At 74.0% G+C, this 14,758-nt stretch carries 16 protein-coding genes; 9 read left to right on the top strand and 7 right to left on the bottom strand.

Features of this window, described 5'->3' with window-relative positions; genetic code table 11:
* Nucleotides 1-23: 23 nt before the first annotated feature.
* Complete coding sequence (locus U5640_RS03050; protein WP_340374251.1) at nt 24-470, bottom strand: nitroreductase family deazaflavin-dependent oxidoreductase; 447 nt, start codon at nt 468-470, stop codon at nt 24-26.
* 136 nt (nt 471-606) lie between these two features.
* Here U5640_RS03050 and U5640_RS03045 point away from each other — a divergent pair, with 136 nt between their 5' ends.
* The gene (locus U5640_RS03045) at nt 607-1,062 is read left to right on the top strand and encodes a nuclear transport factor 2 family protein (RefSeq protein WP_340374250.1); all 456 of its coding nucleotides are present in this window, start codon (nt 607-609) and stop codon (nt 1,060-1,062) included.
* 11 nt (nt 1,063-1,073) lie between these two features.
* On the opposite strand, the gene U5640_RS03040 is transcribed toward U5640_RS03045, so the two are convergent.
* Nucleotides 1,074-1,697: a LysE family transporter gene (locus U5640_RS03040; protein WP_340374249.1), complete on the bottom strand. Its 624-nt coding sequence runs from the start codon at nt 1,695-1,697 to the stop codon at nt 1,074-1,076.
* 322 nt (nt 1,698-2,019) lie between these two features.
* On the opposite strand from U5640_RS03040, the gene U5640_RS03035 reads away from it, so the two are divergent.
* A complete protein-coding gene (locus tag U5640_RS03035; RefSeq protein ID WP_340374248.1) occupies nt 2,020-3,237 on the top strand; it encodes a cytochrome P450 in 1,218 nt (405 codons plus the stop codon).
* Between the two features lie 11 nt (nt 3,238-3,248).
* Nucleotides 3,249-3,473: a ferredoxin gene (locus U5640_RS03030; protein ID WP_340374247.1), complete on the top strand. Its 225-nt coding sequence runs from the start codon at nt 3,249-3,251 to the stop codon at nt 3,471-3,473.
* Nucleotides 3,474-3,522: 49 nt separating this feature from the next.
* Here U5640_RS03030 and U5640_RS03025 read toward each other — a convergent pair whose 3' ends face one another.
* Together U5640_RS03025 and U5640_RS03020 are read right to left on the bottom strand one after the other, a co-directional pair.
* Nucleotides 3,523-4,719: a serine hydrolase domain-containing protein gene (locus tag U5640_RS03025; protein ID WP_340374246.1), complete on the bottom strand. Its 1,197-nt coding sequence runs from the start codon at nt 4,717-4,719 to the stop codon at nt 3,523-3,525.
* Between the two features lie 132 nt (nt 4,720-4,851).
* Entirely contained in the window at nt 4,852-5,397 is a 546-nt protein-coding gene (locus U5640_RS03020; RefSeq protein WP_340374245.1) for a TetR/AcrR family transcriptional regulator, read from the bottom strand.
* Nucleotides 5,398-5,555: 158 nt separating this feature from the next.
* On the opposite strand from U5640_RS03020, the gene U5640_RS03015 reads away from it, so the two are divergent.
* From U5640_RS03015 to U5640_RS03005, 3 genes are all read left to right on the top strand, one after another.
* Nucleotides 5,556-6,017, top strand: a complete 462-nt coding sequence (locus U5640_RS03015) for a nuclear transport factor 2 family protein (protein ID WP_340374244.1) — start codon at nt 5,556-5,558, stop codon at nt 6,015-6,017.
* A gap of 9 nt (nt 6,018-6,026) precedes the next feature.
* The gene (locus U5640_RS03010; RefSeq protein ID WP_340374243.1) at nt 6,027-6,533 is read left to right on the top strand and encodes a flavoprotein; all 507 of its coding nucleotides are present in this window, start codon (nt 6,027-6,029) and stop codon (nt 6,531-6,533) included.
* A gap of 74 nt (nt 6,534-6,607) precedes the next feature.
* Nucleotides 6,608-7,576 (top strand): aldo/keto reductase, encoded by a 969-nt coding sequence (locus U5640_RS03005; RefSeq protein ID WP_340374242.1) that lies wholly within the window; start codon nt 6,608-6,610, stop codon nt 7,574-7,576.
* Here the strand turns inward: U5640_RS03005 and U5640_RS03000 are convergent.
* The gene (locus U5640_RS03000; protein WP_340374241.1) at nt 7,555-8,418 is read right to left on the bottom strand and encodes a phytanoyl-CoA dioxygenase family protein; all 864 of its coding nucleotides are present in this window, start codon (nt 8,416-8,418) and stop codon (nt 7,555-7,557) included. The genes U5640_RS03005 and U5640_RS03000 overlap by 22 nt on opposite strands.
* 74 nt (nt 8,419-8,492) lie before the next feature.
* On the opposite strand from U5640_RS03000, the gene U5640_RS02995 reads away from it, so the two are divergent.
* From U5640_RS02995 to U5640_RS02985, 3 genes are all read left to right on the top strand, one after another.
* Nucleotides 8,493-9,416 (top strand): helix-turn-helix domain-containing protein, encoded by a 924-nt coding sequence (locus tag U5640_RS02995; RefSeq protein ID WP_340374240.1) that lies wholly within the window; start codon nt 8,493-8,495, stop codon nt 9,414-9,416.
* A 320-nt stretch (nt 9,417-9,736) separates the two neighbouring features.
* Nucleotides 9,737-11,764 (top strand): RICIN domain-containing protein, encoded by a 2,028-nt coding sequence (locus U5640_RS02990; RefSeq protein WP_340374239.1) that lies wholly within the window; start codon nt 9,737-9,739, stop codon nt 11,762-11,764.
* 51 nt (nt 11,765-11,815) lie between these two features.
* A complete protein-coding gene (locus U5640_RS02985) occupies nt 11,816-12,076 on the top strand; it encodes a hypothetical protein (RefSeq protein ID WP_340374238.1) in 261 nt (86 codons plus the stop codon).
* 51 nt (nt 12,077-12,127) lie between these two features.
* Here the strand turns inward: U5640_RS02985 and U5640_RS02980 are convergent, their stop codons facing one another.
* Together U5640_RS02980 and U5640_RS02975 are read right to left on the bottom strand one after the other, a co-directional pair.
* A complete protein-coding gene (locus U5640_RS02980; protein WP_340374237.1) occupies nt 12,128-12,343 on the bottom strand; it encodes a winged helix-turn-helix transcriptional regulator in 216 nt (71 codons plus the stop codon).
* Nucleotides 12,344-12,378: 35 nt separating this feature from the next.
* Nucleotides 12,379-14,745, bottom strand: a complete 2,367-nt coding sequence (locus U5640_RS02975) for a SpoIIE family protein phosphatase (RefSeq protein WP_340374236.1) — start codon at nt 14,743-14,745, stop codon at nt 12,379-12,381.
* Between the last annotated feature and the right edge of the window lie 13 nt (nt 14,746-14,758).

The raw sequence follows: 14,758 nt of genomic DNA, 5'->3' as shown, positions 1-14,758 counted from the left end.
GCTACGAGCCCCCCGCCGTGCGGTCAGCGGCCCTGCGGCTCGGCGACGAACACGGGGATCTCCCGGTCGGTCTTCTCCTGGTAGTCGGCGTACGGAGGGAACGCGGCGACGGCACGCTTCCACCACTCGGCCTTCTCCGCGCCGCTGATCTCACGGACCGTCATGTCCTGCTTCGCGGGACCGTCCTGGAGCTCCACCCGCGGGTCGGCCACGAGGTTGTGGTACCAGACCGGGTGGGTGGGCGCCCCGCCCTGGGAGGCGACGAGCGCGTACCGCCCGTCGTGCTCGACCCGCATCAGCGGGGTCTTGCGGAGCTTGCCGCTGCGCGCGCCCCGGGTGGTCAGCAGGATGACGGGGAGTCCCGTCTCCCTCAGCGTCGTGCCCTTGGTGCCGCCGGAGCTCTCGTACAGCTCCACCTGCTCGCGTACCCACTGGGTCGGGCTGGGCTCGTACTCGCCTTCGAGAGGCATGGTATCCGTCCCTTTCGTCACATGGTCGCTCACGACCGGCTGATCCCTGCAACACCGGTGCCCCCTCGATTCATCCGCACCGCCGTTACCTCGCGGGTAATCGCGCCGTCCGCACCCCGGCGGCACACTCGGAGCCATGACGAGGACGACCGGTACCCGCGCCGTGACCGAGGAACTGCTCCGCCGGATCGGCGAGGGCGCCCCGGAGCGGATCGCCGCCCTGTACGCCGACGGTGTCGACTGGCGGCTCTCCTGGCCCGAGGACGAGCACGACCGCGCCGAGACGCCCTGGATCCGGCACCGGGCCACGGGCGCCGAGGCGGCCGACCACTTCCGGATACTGGCCGCCCACCACAGGCCCGGCGCGGCGGACACGCGGGTCGAGCGCGTCCTCGTCGACGGCGCCGACGCGGTGGTGCTGGGCGAGATCCGGCAGACCGCCGCCCCCACCGGACGCCCCTACCGGGCCGCGTTCGCCCTGCACCTCACCGTCCGCGACGGCCTGGTCGTCCGCCACCACGTCTACGAGGACAGCCTGAGCGTCGCCCGAGCCTTCACCCCGAACCCTCCGCCCGCGGCCTCCGCCCCCTGACGTACCCGGGACTACACCACCATCCCGATCGCCAGCACGGTCATCACCCCGCTCGACACCAGTGCGGTCGCGAGGCGTCCGCGGTGGCCGGTCAGGGCCCGGCCGAGCAGGGCGCCGCTCCCGGCCAGCAGCAGCTGCCAGCTCGCGGAGGCGACGAACGCGGCCAGCACGAACACACCCTGTTCAAGGGGGCGTACGGCGTCCGTGGTGCCGGTACCGAGCACCAGCGCGGCGAAGTAGACGATGGTGGTCGGATTGAGCAGCGTGATGCCGAGCAGGCCCAGGTAGGCGCGGGCGGCGGTCGGTGGCGTGGGCACGGAGCGGGTGGCGAGCCGACGGGCCCGGTACTGGCGTACGGCGGTCAGGGCACCGCGCACCGCGAGGGCGAGCAGCACCAGGGCCGAAGCCCAGCGCAGCGGCACCAGCACCGGCCGTAGCGCGGCGGCGAGCGCGGACCCCCCGACGGTGGCCAGCAGGGCGTAGAGCCCGTCGGCGGTGGCGACGCCCAGCGCGGCGCACGCGCCGGTGCGCAGGGAGGTACGGGCGGTGAGGGAGACGAGGTAGGTCGCGACGGCCCCGACGGGCACGGCGATGCCGTAACCCGCGATCAGGCCCGCGACGAGCGCGGCCGTCACGGACGCGCGGAATCGGGCCTCCGGGGACGGCCGGCCTGCTGCTGGAGCCCCGCCGGAAGAACGGCGTCGGACAGCAGCGGCAGAAGAACGTCGATTCGAAGCATGGCCGGATCGTGCGGCCGGGGCCCACCCGGCGGCAACTGATTTTCGGCCCGGAGTCCGGCACGGCACCTGAGGAAACCTGCGCAACCCCCTCGCGGAGTGGACGGTTCCGGCCATCTTGTCCCTTTCGTCGATCTGGCCGAACTCCCTGTCGTCCTATAGATGCCCCGGGCATCTAATGAAGATCGGCACGCCGCACCCTTCGTCTGCGAGGACTCTCATGACGGAACTGTCGGAACTCCCCCCACTGTCGAAGCCCGTGTCCTTCCCCCAGGACCGCGCCTGTCCCTACCACCCGCCCACGGCCTACGACTCCCTGCGCACCGCCCGCCCGCTGTCCCGCGTGACGCTCTACGACGGCCGCACCGCCTGGGTCGTCACCGGCCACGGCACCGCCCGCGCCCTGCTCGCGGACCCCCGGCTGTCCAGCGACCGCACCCGGCCCGGCTACCCGGCGACTTCCCCGCGCTTCAAGGCGCTGCTCGACCGCCGGGCCGCCCTGCTCAACGTCGACGACCCCGAGCACCACGCACAGCGCCGGATGCTGGTCGCGGACTTCACCCTGAAACGGGCCACGGCGCTGCGCCCGGCGATCCAGCGGATCGTCGACGAGCGGATCGATGCGATGCTCGCCCAGGGCCCGCCCGCCGACCTGGTCTCCGCCTTCGCGCTGCCGGTGCCGTCCACGGTGATCAGTGAGCTGCTCGGGGTGCCGTACGCCGACCACGAGTTCTTCGAGGAGCAGTCCCGGCGGATGCTGCGCAGCCGGGTGCCCGAGGAGGTGCTCGACGCCCGCGGGCGCCTCGACGCGTACCTCGGCGAGCTGATCGACCGCAAGGCGGCCGGGCCGCCCGGCGACGGCGTCCTGGACGCCCTGGTCCACGAGCGGCTGCGCGACGGCACCGTGGACCGCGACGGCGCGATCGCCCTGGCCGTCATCCTGCTGGTCGCAGGGCACGAGACGACCGCCAACATGATCTCCCTCGGCACCTACACCCTGCTCCGGCACCCCGAGCGGCTGGCCGAACTGCGCGCCGACCCCGCGCTGCTGCCGGCCGCCGTCGAGGAGCTGATGCGGATGCTGTCCATCGCCGACGGGCTGCTGCGACTGGCCACCGAGGACATCGAGGTGGGCGGCACCACCATCCGGGCCGGGGACGGAGTGGTCTTCGCGACCTCGGTGATCAACCGTGACGAGAGCGCCTACCCCGCCCCGGACACCCTCGACTGGCACCGCTCCGCCCGCCACCACGTGGCGTTCGGCTTCGGCATCCACCAGTGCCTCGGCCAGAACCTGGCCCGCGCCGAGCTGGAGATCGCCCTCGGCACCCTCCTCGCGCGCCTGCCCGGCCTGCGGCTCGCGATCCCGGCGGAGGACGTCCGCTGGAAGCCCGGCGACACCATCCAGGGGATGCTCGAACTCCCCGTGACCTGGTGAGGGGCACCGCCATGCACCGTGACACCCCCGCCCGCGGCCCCATCCGCATCGACACGGACGTCTGCATCGGGGCCGGCCAGTGCGCGCTGGCCGCACCGGGCGTCTTCACCCAGGACGACGACGGCTACAGCAGGCTGCTGCCCGGACGGGAGGACGGCGCCGGGAACCCGATGGTCCGGGAGGCCGCGCGGGCCTGCCCGGTCGGCGCCATCGAGGTGCCCGCCTCGGACGGATGAGCCGACGGGGCGGGGGTGCGGGGGCCGGGGAACCGCACCGGCCCCCGGTTCAGCCCCTGCCCCGCAGCAGGCCGCAGACGAAGTCCTCCTGCAGGGCACGCATCCGCGCCAGCAGGGCGGGCGTCAGGTCCGCGTTGATCTGACGCGTCACCGAGAACGTCAGCGAGCGGCGGCCGTCCGGGGTGGCGGCCATCAGCTGGGTGTACCCGGGGAAGTTGCCGGTGTGCCCGAGCACCACCCCGCAGCGCGTCCGGTAGCGGAAGATGCCCAGCCCGGTGGAGTTGCGCCCCGGCCCGGCCGGCTGCGAGGCCCCGGGCCGCCACCGCCGCTGCTCCCGGACGACCTCGCGACCGTACAGCGCGCCCCCGGCGTAACCCCGGACGAACCGGGTCGCGTCGGCGGGGGTGGAGACGATCCCGCCGGACGCCCAGGCCCCGGAGGCGCTCAGCAGCTCGCTGACGTCCACGGGCGGCCCGGGCGGGGAGACGTCGTACCCGTGGAGAGAGGGCGCGGGCAGCCGGTAGCCCTGCGGCAGGCTGGTGTCGCGCAACCCGAGCGGCCGTTGGACCAGCGTGCGCAGCAGCTTCTCGTACGGCGTCCCGGTGGCGGCCTCCGCCATCAGCGCGACGGCGATGTTGTCGGAGTTGGAGTAGTGGTACCGGCTGCCGGGACGGAAGGGCAGGGGCCGGCCGGCCACGTAGTCGAGCAGGTGGTGCGGGTCGAAGCGGCGGTGCGGGTCGGCCTGCACCTGGGCCCGGAACAGGGGGGAGTCCGAGTAGTCCGGCAGTCCGCCGGTGTGGTTCAGGAGCTGCCGGAGCGTCACCTTTCCCCAGGCCGAGGGGGATCGCGGGAGCCGTTCGCGCAGGGTGTCGTCCAGCCGCAGCCGGTGACGGTCCACCAGGCTCAGCGCCACCGCCCCGCTGAGCGCCTTGGCCGTGCTCGCGAGCCGCATGTGGTCGGTCGTCCGGGGCGCCCGGCCCGTGCCGAGGTCGGCGACACCCGCCCGTACGACCCGGGTGCGTCCGTCCCGGCGCAGCACGGCGATCGCCCCCGGCGGGCCGCCGGGACCGTCGACGAAGGCCTCCGGGCGACGTTGCAGCATACGGTCGTCCGGCGTCCCCGAGGCGGCGGCCGGGTCGGCCACGGTCGCGGGGGCCAGCGCGCCCAGGCAGACGACGAGGGCGGACAGGGCCCGCGGCCGCCGTCGGAGCGGGGCGCGGCGGTCGGGTGCTGCGGGCGGCTGCATGGGGGCTCCCGGGTGTGAACGGCCAAGAACACAAGCCTCCGTGCGGCCCCGGCGGAGCGCCGCCCGGGTTGCTGCACACGGCCCAGCGGCCCCGGGACGGCCCCGGCGGCATGTCCTGGCCGCGCGGCGGGGTCACCCGAGCAGCAGCCGGGCCGCCTCGCGTGCCTCGGTGGCCGGCGTCGCCGTCCCGTCGATCCCGGCCGTCACCATCGCCCCCTCGGCCAGCAGGAACAGCGGCCCCGTCAGGGCTGCGGGCAGGCCGGCGTCGGCGATCAGCGCGCCGAGATACTCCCGGAACGCCCGCTTGTGCGCCCGTACCCGCTCCGCCACCCGCTCCGAGGTCGCCCCCAGCTCGCCGTACGCGTTGATCCAGGCGCAGCCCCGGAAGTCCGGCTCGGTGAACCACTCCTCCAGCCAGTCGAACACCGCGAGAATCCGCTCCCGGGGCTCCTCCCGCCGCGCCACGAACGCCGCGAGCCGCCCCCGCCAGCGCACGTCCCGGCGCTCCAGGTAGGCCTCCACCAGCAGTTCCTTCGCTGGGAAGAGCTGGTACAGCCGCTTCAGCGAGACCCCCGAGGCGGCCCTGACCGCGTCCATCCCCACGGACTGCACACCCCGCCCGTAGAACAGCGTCTCCGCGGCGTCGAGCGCCTGCTCACGTGCTGTCGCGCCGTCCATGGCCACCACCATCACCGTGCTCCCGATCGTCCCGCCGGGTCCCCCTCGCCGGGCCGGACCCGCTTGACGAGGAGAACGTTCGTTCTCTACGGTGACAGCGTACCGGAGAACGCTCGTTCTCCCATGGTCGCCGTAACCCACGCCGAGGAGGCGCTTCCATGTCCGACCCCCGACCGCCCTTCCCGCCCTTCACCCGGGAGACCGCCGCGCGGAAGGTCCAGGCCGCCGAGGACGCCTGGAACACCCGCGACCCGCACCGCGTCGCGCTCGCCTACTCCGAGGACTCCGTCTGGCGCAACCGCGACACCTTCCTCACCGGCCGCGCCGCGATCGTCGAGTTCCTGACCGCCAAGTGGGCCCGCGAGCGCGAGTACGCCCTGCGCAAGGACCTGTGGGCGTTCGACGGCAACCGCATCGCCGTCCGCTTCCAGTACGAGTCGCGGGACGCCGACGGCCGGTGGCGGCGCTCGTACGGCAACGAACTCTGGGAGTTCGACGAGCGGGGCCTGATGACCCGGCGGGAGGCCAGCATCAACGACGTACGGATCGACGAGCGGGACCGCCGCCTGCACGGCCCGCGCCCCGAGTCCGAGCGAGGGCTGTCCTTCCCGCTCGCGTAGGGTTCCCGGGTGACCGCACCGGACGAGAAGCCGCCCTTCCTGTACGTCGTCGTCTGCGCCGCCGGCGTCGCCTCGGGCGTCGGCAGACTGATCACCTCCGCTCAGGACCGGGGCTGGCAGGTCGGGGTCATCGCCACCCCGCACGCCATGAACGGCTTCTTCGACGCGGCCGCCGTCGAGGCGCAGACCGGCCGCCCGATCCGTTCCGCCTGGCGGAGCCCGGGGGACCCGCGCCCCTTCCCCGACCCGGACGCCGTCGTCGTCGCCCCTGCCACCTTCAACACGATCAACAAGTGGGCGGCGGGCGTCGCCGACACCCTCGCCCTCGGCACGCTGTGCGAGGTCACCGGCCAGGGCGTCCCGGTCGGCGTCCTGACCTGCGTCTCCGACGGCCTCGCCGCCCACCCCGCCTACCAGGACAGTCTCATACGGCTGCGCGGCACGGGCGTCCGCTTCGGACCTCCGCACCGGGGCGGGGACTTCGGCTGGGAGCAGGCACTGGACCTGGTGGAGTGAGTCACTCCGAGGAGCGGCCCGCGTCGACGTAGGCTCCCCTGTGTGTACTCCCCTCCGAGTCAGGAGCAGCATCGATGCAGTACGTGAAGCTCGGTTCGACGGGCCTGGACGTGTCGCGGATCTGTCTGGGCTGCATGACCTACGGCCTTCCCGACCGGGGCACGCACGAGTGGACCCTCGACGAGGAGGCCTCGCGTCCGCTGATCCGTCAGGCGCTGGACGCCGGCATCAACTTCTTCGACACCGCGAACGTCTACTCCGACGGCACCAGCGAGGAGATCGTCGGCCGGGCGCTGCGCGACTTCGCCCGCCGCGACGAGATCGTCCTCGCCACGAAGGTGCACGGCCGGATGCGCCCGGGCCCCAACGGCGGGGGACTGTCCCGCAAGGCCGTCCTGGCCGAACTCGACCACAGCCTGACCCGCCTCGGCACCGACTACGTCGACCTCTACCAGATCCACCGCTACGACCCGTACACCCCGGTCGAGGAGACGATGGAGGCACTGCACGACGTGGTCAAGGCGGGCAAGGTCCGCTACATCGGGGCGAGTTCGATGGACGCCTGGCAGTTCTCCAAGATGCAGTACACCGCCGAACGGCACGGCTGGACCCGGTTCGTGTCCATGCAGAACCACTACAACCTCCTCTACCGCGAGGAGGAGCGCGAGATGCTGCCGCTCTGCGCCGACCAGGGCGTGGGCGTCCTGCCCTGGAGCCCCCTGGCCCGCGGCCGCCTCACCCGCGACTGGGGCACCTCCACCGAGCGCAGCGCCACGGACACCTTCGGCAGCACGCTCTACCTGGAGGCCGACCGCACCATCGTCGACGCGGTCTCGCGCATCGCGGCCGGCCGCGGGGTCCCCCGCGCCCAGGTGGCGCTGTCCTGGCTGCTCCACCAGTCCCAGGTGACGGCCCCGATCATCGGCGCCTCGAAGCCCCGGCACCTCGAGGACGCGGTGGCGGCGGTGGAGTGGGAACTGACCGCGGAGGAACGGGAAGAGCTGGAGCGCCCCTACACCCCTCACCCGGTCGCCGGCCACTGAGGCGCCTCTTCCTCAGGGGTGCGGGACACCGCGCGACCGGCCACGACGGACCCGCACCCGCCCCACTCCTGGTGCGGCCCCACCGGCGACGCGAACTCCGTCCCGCAGGGCCCCGCCCCCGCGCTCTCCTCCAGCGGCACCCTCGCCCCACTCATGGACATCGTCCGGTAGTACCGCCCGATCCGCTCCGCCGACCGCCCCACGTAATGCCCGATGAACGACCGCCGGAACCGGTCCCCGCTCCGGTTCGGCGGCGACCCGTGCACCAGGCTCCCGTTGAAGAACAGGACGTCCCCCGGCGCCATGTCCACCGGCACGGGCGCCAGCCCGGCCGGCGGCGGCACGTACTCCCGCGCGAACGACACCTCCTCGTCCGCCTCCTCCGGACAGAACACCTCCATCCGATGCGTCCCGGGGACGACCTCCAGCCCCCCGTTCCCGCGGTCGATCTCGTCGCACGCCAGCCAGGCCGCCACACAGGTGCCCGGCTCCACCCGCAGATAGAAGTTGTCCTGGTGCAGCGCCTGTCCCCGCGCCCCCGGCGGCTTGAAATAGAACATGCTCTGCGCGGCCAGCACCTCCTCGCCCAACAGGGCCTCCAGCACCTCCCGCAACCGCGCGTCGAGCAGCACCTGCCGGGCGAGCGCGCTGATCTCGTGCGGATGCATCACCCGGGGGTACCGGTCCAGCGGATCGTTCCCGGCGCGCGGCTCGAAGTGCCCCGGCACGGCCCGCCCCGCCACCTGGAGTCCGGCGAACTCCGCACGCAGGCGTTCCACCTCGTCGCGTCCGAACAGCCCCCGGACGACCGTGAAACCGTCCTCCTCGTACTGCCGCAGCATGTGCGCCCTCCTTGATCGGTCCCTGGTGATCGGTCCCCTTATCGTGAGGCGGACGCGGCCCACGGAGGATGCCCATGCCTGCTGACGACCTGCCCGCCGCTGCCGGCCCCGGTGACCCCTCGCCGCCGCCCGGCCTGGTGGTCGCGGCCCACTTCGACGAGGCCCCGGGGTACGGGATCGACCGGCCCCGGGGATCGGACAGTTGGCTGTTCACCTGGACGACCGCCGGAGAAGGCGTGCTGCGGCAGGGCGCGAGCGAGATCCGGGCCGGCGCCGGTGATCTGGTCGTCCTCGCGCCGGGTGTCCCGCACGGCTACGCGGTCGCCCCCGGTGTCCCGCGCTGGCGGTTCTGGTGGGCGCACTGCCAGGCCCGCCCCTCCTGGACGCCCTGGCTGCGCCCGTACGGCACCCACGACGGCCTGTACGCCGTGACCCCCGTGCCCGAGGCCCTGCACCCGCGCGTCGAGTCCGCCTTCCGGCGCCTGTACGCCGATGCCCGCGGGCCCGGGGGAGCCGAGGAGGCGCCGGACGGCTCCGGCATCGCCGTGGCGCACGGCACCACCGCCCGCGAACTCGCCCTGTGCGCCCTGGAGGAGGCCGTCCTGCTCACCACGGCCGCCGCCCGGGCGCCGCTCCCGCCGCCCGGCCTCGACGAGCGCGTCCGGCGCGTCCAGGCACTCCTCGCCGCCGACCCCGGCGCCCCGCACACCGTCGACTCGCTCGCCGCCCTGGTGGCGCTGTCCCCCTCCAGGCTCTCGCACCTCTTCACCGAGCAGACCGGCCAGTCCCCGATGCGGGCCCTGCGCGAGGCGCGACTGCGGCACGCCGCCCGGCTGCTGGAGGGCACCGGCCTGCCCGTGGAACGCGTCGCGGCGGCTTCCGGATTCGTGAGCCCGTTCCACTTCACGCGCGTGTTCCGCGCCCGCTACGGCAGTCCGCCCGGCGCGTACCGGGACGGAATGCGCGCCGCAAAGGACGTCCCGGGAAACGGCCCCTGAAAACGGCGGCAAAAAGGGACACCCATACCGGGACCCGCCCTAACTCAGACAGTGCATTGACGTTTCGTCAATTCCTGGGCTGCGCACACCGTGCCGGAAACCGCGAGATCCCTTGTTCCTCCTGGTCCGGCTGTGCGAAGGTGTGGCGTGTCGGCGCACGGACAACGTTTTCTCCCCCTGTGCGCGCGAGGCCCCTGTGTTCCGTCACACCCCCCACGCTTCACAAGAGCCGGCTCCTTTGCTGACCTCACAGGTGTCGAACCCTGCCTATTGCCGCATGTCCCGCTCCCCTCGGACATGCCTCCAGGAGGAATGCAGCCGTGAATGACGCAGGCCTGTCGAATTCCCCTTCGGCTCGCCGCCTCGACGCGACGGACGAACAGCTGAGTGCGGAACTGACCCAGTGGACGGGGGAGTCGCCCGCGCTCCACCCCGTCGGGGAGTTGCTGGACCGGCACTGGGAGGCGGCCTTCGCCTACGCGCGGCTGTGCACCGACGGCGAGCGCGCCGCCGGCATGCTCACCACCGCCGCCTTCACCCGTCTGTTCGGCGCGACCCAGCACCAGGACGGCCCGACCGCCGCCTGGCGTCCCCACCTGCTGGCCACCGTCCGCCGGCTGGCCGGCGAGTGGGACGCCGACGGCCGCCGCGATCTGCTCCACCCCGCCCTTCGCCCCCAGGACGCCGACGGCACCCCGGCCGCCGCCCTGCTGCTCCCGCCGGCCAACCGGCGCATGATCGCCCGCGCCTTCCACCGGCTGCCCCAGTCGGCCCGTTGTCTGCTCTGGCACTGCGAGGCCGAGGCCGAACCCCTCGCGATCCCCGCCCAGCTGCTCGGTCTCGACGAGGAGGGCGCCCACGTCGAACTGCGCCGCTCCCGCGAGCGGCTGCGCGAGGAGGTCCTCCAGGTCCACCGCGAACAGGCCACCGACGACGACTGCCACCGCTACCACCGGCTGCTGGACGTGACCTGCCGCCGCGGCGGTCTGGACGTCGACCCCGATCTGCGCGGCCACACCGAGCAGTGCCGGCACTGCGCGCACACCGCCGACCAGCTCCTGCAGTTCGAAGGCCTCCTCGGCGTCGCCCTGGCCGAGGGCCTCCTGGGCTGGGCGGCCGGCGCCTACCTGGAGGGCCGGGCCACCGCGGACGGACGCGAGCGGACGGCGGCGCCCGAGCGGGAGCGCCGGCCGGGCGCCCTCGGCGAGGCCTTCGACGGCGAGCCGGCCGCACCCCGGACGCTCGACGCCGTGTCCGAGGCCGCGCCGGCCCCCGCGTCCGGAGCCAGGGGCGGGGCCGAGGCGTCCCGGCCGGCGGCCGGACCCGGCTCCAGGACCGAGGTCGCGCTGCGTCCCGCGTCCCGCCGCTCGGACCGCAAGGCGGCCCGCCGGATCCGCCGCCGCAACCTCACGGCCGCCGTCCTGACGGTCAGCGGCATGGTCGTCCTGCCGCTCGTGGTGTGGGCCGCCCTCGGCTCCGACGGCGGCAGCGGCGCGACCGCGGGCGAGGGCACCAAGACCCCCTCCGCGGGCACCGACACCGCGACCGACAGCCCGTCCTGGATCGCCGACCAGGAGACCCAGGGCACCCTGCGCGGCCGGCTGCACAACGTCGCCTCCGGGCTGTGCATCGGCATCGCCGGGGGCAAGGCGGCCAAGGGCGCCGACACCGAACTGGCCGCCTGCTCCTCCGACGCCGGCCAGCAGTGGACGTACGAGACCGACGGACTGCTGCGCAGCGCCGCCGACCCGAACCTGTGCCTCGACTCCCACCTCGGCTACTCCGTGCGGCTCGGCGAGTGCGCGGACTCCTCCGCGGGGACCGCGAAGAACGTCCGGTACGACTTCACCCTCCAGGGCACGCTCGTCCCGCGCTCCGACCAGAACCTGGCCCTCGCGCCCGCCGCCACCGACGGCTCGGGAGCCCTGGTCCTGAAGAACCGCGCGAACGGCACCGCCCAGCGCTGGGTGATCGACACCTCGCAGCCCGACCCGCAGATGGAGTTCGTCAACTGGGGCGCCGACGAACCCGGCACCGCCGGCCCGACGCCGACGCCGACCCCCAAGGCGGCCACGCCCAAGTCGGCCGACCCGGCCCCCTCGGCCCCCTCGACGCCGAAGAGCTCCCCGGGCAGCACCACCTCCGGCGGCGCCACCGCGGGCACCTCCTGCTCGTACTCCTCCTGGTACTACTGCAACTGGAGCGGCAAGAACGGCGGCTCGGGCTACGGAGGCTCGGGCTACGGCGGCGGGTACGGAGGCTACGGCAGCGGCGGGTACGGGTCCGGGTCCGGCGGGTCCGGGTCCGGCGGATACGGGTCCGGCTACGGCGGCGGCGGACGCCACTGACACCGGCCGCGGCGGTCGCAGGCGAGGTGGACCTTGGTGGTCAGCCCCCGCATGACCGGTTCAGCTCATCGCCGGCGGCTGCGGCACGCGCCCGAGGTGCCCACGCCTGCACCGGTCCTCCGTCCGCGGACGGAGGACTGGACGCGCGCGGAGATGGTCGCCGCCCTGCCCACGCTCCACGGCGGCGCCGAGAACAGCACCCCCATCACCGCAGAGCGCTTCAAGGGCACGGTCCTCACCCCGGGGATGGTCCACGGAGCCGCCCCGGGGCCTGTCCGCCCCTTCCCATCGGGTCCGGCCCGGCTGGCCTGATCCGAGAGGGCCCTCAAGGGTGTTGCTCAAGGCTCCCCTCGGGCACGACCCTCACCGCTTCGCTCGTGTCGCCTCGGCGTCGAACGCGTTCCGGTGGTCGCGGATCTCACGGTGGTGATCGGCGGACCAGGCGGCCAGGTCCAGGACCGTGGACGGCAGCGAGGTGCCCGGGTCGATGCCGGGGATCGCGTCAGCGAGCTCGGAGTAGCGCACCGGGCCCTCGGCGAGCGTGCCGATGATCAGCACGCTCCACTTGTCGCCGACCATGTCGAGGGAGGATGAGACGGCCCCCGCCGTGCGCCCTACTCCTCCTCGAAGAGCCCCAGCTCCGCCCAGATCGTCTTGCCCTCCGGGGTGTGGCGGCTTCCCCACCGCTGCGTGAGCTGCGCGACCAGCAGCAGTCCCCGCCCGCCCTCGTCCCACGTCTTCGCCCGCCGCAGGTGCGGCGCGGTGTGACTGGTGTCGGACACCTCGCAGATCAACGTCGTCGCGTCGTGGATCAGCCGCAGCCGTATCGGATGCGCCCCGTACCGGATCGCGTTGGTGACCAGCTCGCTCACCACCAGCTCGGCCGTGAAGGACGCCTCACTCATCTGCCAGTGCGCCAGCTGGTCCACGACCTGCTTGCGGATCGGCGCGACCAGCGCCGGATCGGCGGGGATGTCCCAGGTCGCCACCTGCGCCGCCGGCAGCCCCCGGGTGCGCGCCAGCAGCAGCGCCACGTCGTCGGCGACGCCCCCGGCCGGCAGCAGGGCGTGCAGCACCCGGTCGCAGGCCTCGTCCAGGGAGTCCGAGTACGCGGCGAGGGCCTCGCTGAGCAGCAGGTGACCGGCCTGCGCGTCCCGCTCGCCGGACGCGAGCAGCCCGTCCGTGTAGAACGCCAGCACACTGCCCTCGGTCAGCTCCAGCTCGGCCGACTCGAACGGCAGCCCCCCGACGCCCAGCGCGGGACCGGCGGGCAGATCGATCCGGTGGGGCGCGCCGCCCGGCCGCAGCAGCAGCGGCGCGGGGTGTCCGGCCCGGGCCAGCGTGCACCGCCGGGACACCGGGTCGTACACCGCGTACAGACAGCTCGCGCCGACCTCGCCGGGGCTGCCCTCGCCGCCGGCCTCCTCGGACAGCCGTACGACGAGATCGTCGAGGTGGGTGAGCAGCTCGTCGGGGGAGAGGTCGATGTCGGCGAGGGTGCGTACGGCGGTCCGCAGCCGGCCCATCGTCGCCGAGGCCTGGATGCCCTGGCCGACCACGTCCCCGACGACCATCGCGACCCGCATCCCCGACAGCGGGATCACGTCGAACCAGTCGCCGCCCACCCCCGCGCGGGCGGCGGGCAGATAGCGGGAGGCGGCGTCGACGGCGACCGTCTGGGGCAGGGAGCGCGGGAGCAGGCTGCGCTGGAGGGCGAGGGCCGTGTCGCGCTCGCGGGAGAACCGGCGGGCGTTGTCGATGCAGACGGCCGCCCGGGCGGTGATCTCCTCGGCGAGCAGCACGTCGTCCGCGGTGAACGGGTCCGGCCGCTGGTAGCGGGTGAGGACCGCGACGCCCAGGGTCGTGCCCCGGGCCCGGATCGGCACCGACATCGTGGAGTGGACGCCGAACTCCCGCACCCGTTCGCCGCGCAGGGTGTCCCAGGCCAGCCAGGCGTTCAGTTCGTCCACGGAGGCGGCGATGGTGCGGCCCGCGATCAGGGAGTCGGCCTGGGGCGAGCCGGTCGGATAGCGCAGGACGTCCCCGGGCTTGGCCACCGCCATCGGGTTGCCGGGATCGACGGAGTCGTGCGCGGCCCGGCGCAGCTCCAGCGGGGTGACGAGCCGGGTGGGCGGATCCCCGCCGTCCACCGGGTCCAGCAGGTCGACGCTGACGAAGTCGGCGAGCGCGGGCACGCACACCTCGGCCAGCTCCTGAGCCGTCCGGGTGACGTCGAGGGTGCTGCCGATCCGCACACTGGCCTCGTTGACCAGCCGCAGCCGCTCGCGGGCGAGGTAGTTCTCGGTGAAGTCGTGCGCGGCGAGGCACACACCGCGCACCCGGCCCCGGGCGTCGGTGACCGGCTTGAACCGCGCCAGCCAGGCGTGCGCCCGCTCCTCGCCGCCGGTGCGGGTGTAGATCTGGATGTCCTCGGCCCGTCCGTTGGCGAGCACCCGGATCATGTGCGTCTCCAGTTCGGCGCTCTGCGGCCGGCCGCCGATCTCGGAGAGCCGCAGCCCCCGGATGCGTTCCTCGGGCAGACCGATCGCGGCGGCCATCGCGTCGTTGACCCGGGCCAGCCGGAGCCGCTCGTCGTAGACGGCGACGGCGCACGGCGCCTGGGCCAGCGCGGCCGAGTCCAGGGGGTCGTCCAGGGTGCCGCCGTCGTCCGAGGCGAGCGGGGTCACGACGAGCCAGGTGCCCGGGGTGTCGTGGAGGGCGGGGCGGTGGTGGGCGAGCAGCCACACCCGCAGGGTCCGGCCGTCGCGGTGACGCAGCGCGAGGGTGCCGTCCCAGCGGGGGCCGGTGGGGGCGGGAGGCTTTCCCGTGGCGAGCAGCTCGCCGGCGGGCCGGCCCACGACCTCGGGCGGTGCCCAGCCGAGCAGGGTGCGGGCACCCTCGTTCCAGTCGACGACCGTGCCGGTGTCGTCGACGACCACCCGGGCCGTCGCGGCCTCGTCGAACGGATACTCCGGGCTCATCGTCGCCACTCCA

Source organism: Streptomyces sp. SS7 (assembly GCF_037993025.1).
GTDB lineage: Bacteria > Actinomycetota > Actinomycetes > Streptomycetales > Streptomycetaceae > Streptomyces.
Note: the sequence above shows the minus strand (reverse complement) of the source record. Positions and strands in the feature narration are given on the sequence as shown.

What these genes read in the sequence shown, in the direction of transcription:
- U5640_RS03000 (WP_340374241.1), bottom strand. Translation starts at nt 8,418, where the DNA reads ATGCTGCGGCAGTACGAGGAGGACGGTTTCACGGTCGTCCGGGGGCTG.
- U5640_RS02995 (WP_340374240.1), top strand. Translation starts at nt 8,493, where the DNA reads ATGCCTGCTGACGACCTGCCCGCCGCTGCCGGCCCCGGTGACCCCTCG.
- U5640_RS03020 (WP_340374245.1), bottom strand. Translation starts at nt 5,397, where the DNA reads ATGGACGGCGCGACAGCACGTGAGCAGGCGCTCGACGCCGCGGAGACG.
- U5640_RS03045 (WP_340374250.1), top strand. Translation starts at nt 607, where the DNA reads ATGACGAGGACGACCGGTACCCGCGCCGTGACCGAGGAACTGCTCCGC.
- U5640_RS02980 (WP_340374237.1), bottom strand. Translation starts at nt 12,343, where the DNA reads ATGGTCGGCGACAAGTGGAGCGTGCTGATCATCGGCACGCTCGCCGAG.
- U5640_RS03025 (WP_340374246.1), bottom strand. Translation starts at nt 4,719, where the DNA reads ATGCAGCCGCCCGCAGCACCCGACCGCCGCGCCCCGCTCCGACGGCGG.
- U5640_RS03005 (WP_340374242.1), top strand. Translation starts at nt 6,608, where the DNA reads ATGCAGTACGTGAAGCTCGGTTCGACGGGCCTGGACGTGTCGCGGATC.
- U5640_RS03030 (WP_340374247.1), top strand. Translation starts at nt 3,249, where the DNA reads ATGCACCGTGACACCCCCGCCCGCGGCCCCATCCGCATCGACACGGAC.
- U5640_RS02985 (WP_340374238.1), top strand. Translation starts at nt 11,816, where the DNA reads ATGACCGGTTCAGCTCATCGCCGGCGGCTGCGGCACGCGCCCGAGGTG.
- U5640_RS03015 (WP_340374244.1), top strand. Translation starts at nt 5,556, where the DNA reads ATGTCCGACCCCCGACCGCCCTTCCCGCCCTTCACCCGGGAGACCGCC.
- U5640_RS03050 (WP_340374251.1), bottom strand. Translation starts at nt 470, where the DNA reads ATGCCTCTCGAAGGCGAGTACGAGCCCAGCCCGACCCAGTGGGTACGC.
- U5640_RS03035 (WP_340374248.1), top strand. Translation starts at nt 2,020, where the DNA reads ATGACGGAACTGTCGGAACTCCCCCCACTGTCGAAGCCCGTGTCCTTC.
- U5640_RS02975 (WP_340374236.1), bottom strand. Translation starts at nt 14,745, where the DNA reads ATGAGCCCGGAGTATCCGTTCGACGAGGCCGCGACGGCCCGGGTGGTC.